This window comes from Acinetobacter sp. 228 (assembly GCF_048147885.1).
This window is the reverse complement of sequence record NZ_JAYWYV010000427.1, coordinates 1-1,175: the sequence shown is the minus strand read 5'-3', so window position 1 is coordinate 1,175 and position 1,175 is coordinate 1. Positions and strand designations below refer to the sequence as shown.

The window sequence follows — 1,175 nt, the reverse complement described above, 5'->3', positions numbered from 1 at the left end:
AGAAAGAAAATCAGTTAAGTTAAATAAAGGAACAAAATAAAGGTACTCAGCAGAGTGGCGATCAACGCTCACAACTAACAACCAAATTAAACTTAAACACCAAACTGGAATTTGATGTAACAGTGTTGTTTTATGAGCCTTATACGCCCAAAGCGAATAAACCACAGGAACAAAAGCCAAAGCGACAATTGGCATTTTTGGGAAAATAGCCACGCCAACTATCGCTAACGCTAACCAACTTAAACCAGCCCAGACATTTAAGTACCCAGAATCATCCGACTGCGGTTGAGCCATAATAAATAAGCCACTAAGAATAATGGTAGAGACTAGGAAAGTAGTTTGTTGTAATGAGTCTACCCATTTAAACAAAGTAAATACTTGACTCGCAAAGGCCTCCCCTAAAACCAATAACAGTAACAGGCTAATTAAAATTAACTGCAAACTTTGCCATTGCACACGAAGTTTATAGTGAACAATCGCACTAAATATTGCTATTAGAGCGATAGCAAACATCAAATATGGACTTAAAGCATGATGATGCCATGCCATTATTTCTACACCTGCAACGGCGCCCGCATACATGCCTAAGCATAAGAAAATACCGCTAAACATGCTTGCGCTAAAATAGCGTTGTTCTTTGCTGTTGTATTGCAATAAATAAAAGGCCGAAATGAATTGGGCAATTGCATAAATGCTAGTACTTAGCGTTGGAAACTCTTCATTTGCCCAAACCTGATAAAACAGTGCAAGTGAGCTGAGTAAAACTAAAATTACACCGATATATCGGCTTAAACGGTAGCGTTCAGTTACTCCCCAAACGATTAAAGCCGTTCCTTGTGCAACCCAGCCAATAGCAGTCCAATGCGCCCCTTTTGCGAGTGGAAAAATTAAGGCAAAAAAAGCAACCGCGAGAATGAAAAAACTTTTTGCAAGGACTGAAAGCTGGGGATGAGTTTTTTTAATCCAGAACGTTAACACCGCATAAGTGCCTGCTAAAACAACAGCACCAATTGTTAAAGCTTGGGTCGACTCATGAACTAAATAAGCATGAAGCGTAAAGCCTAATACAGGAACACTAAAAATAAGACCAACATCTAAGAGCGGCGGTAAACGGATCCCCTCTTGTTTTTCATGTTCTGAAACCCGAGAGATATTTTGGCTATAACGAACACTTA

The 1,175-nt window shown here is 39.4% G+C and carries 1 protein-coding gene; it reads right to left on the bottom strand.

The features are described 5' to 3' along the window. Positions 1–1,175, bottom strand: a 1,175-nt coding sequence (locus VXQ92_RS19585) for a DUF2339 domain-containing protein (protein ID WP_416682917.1), incomplete at both ends; no start/stop codon positions are given.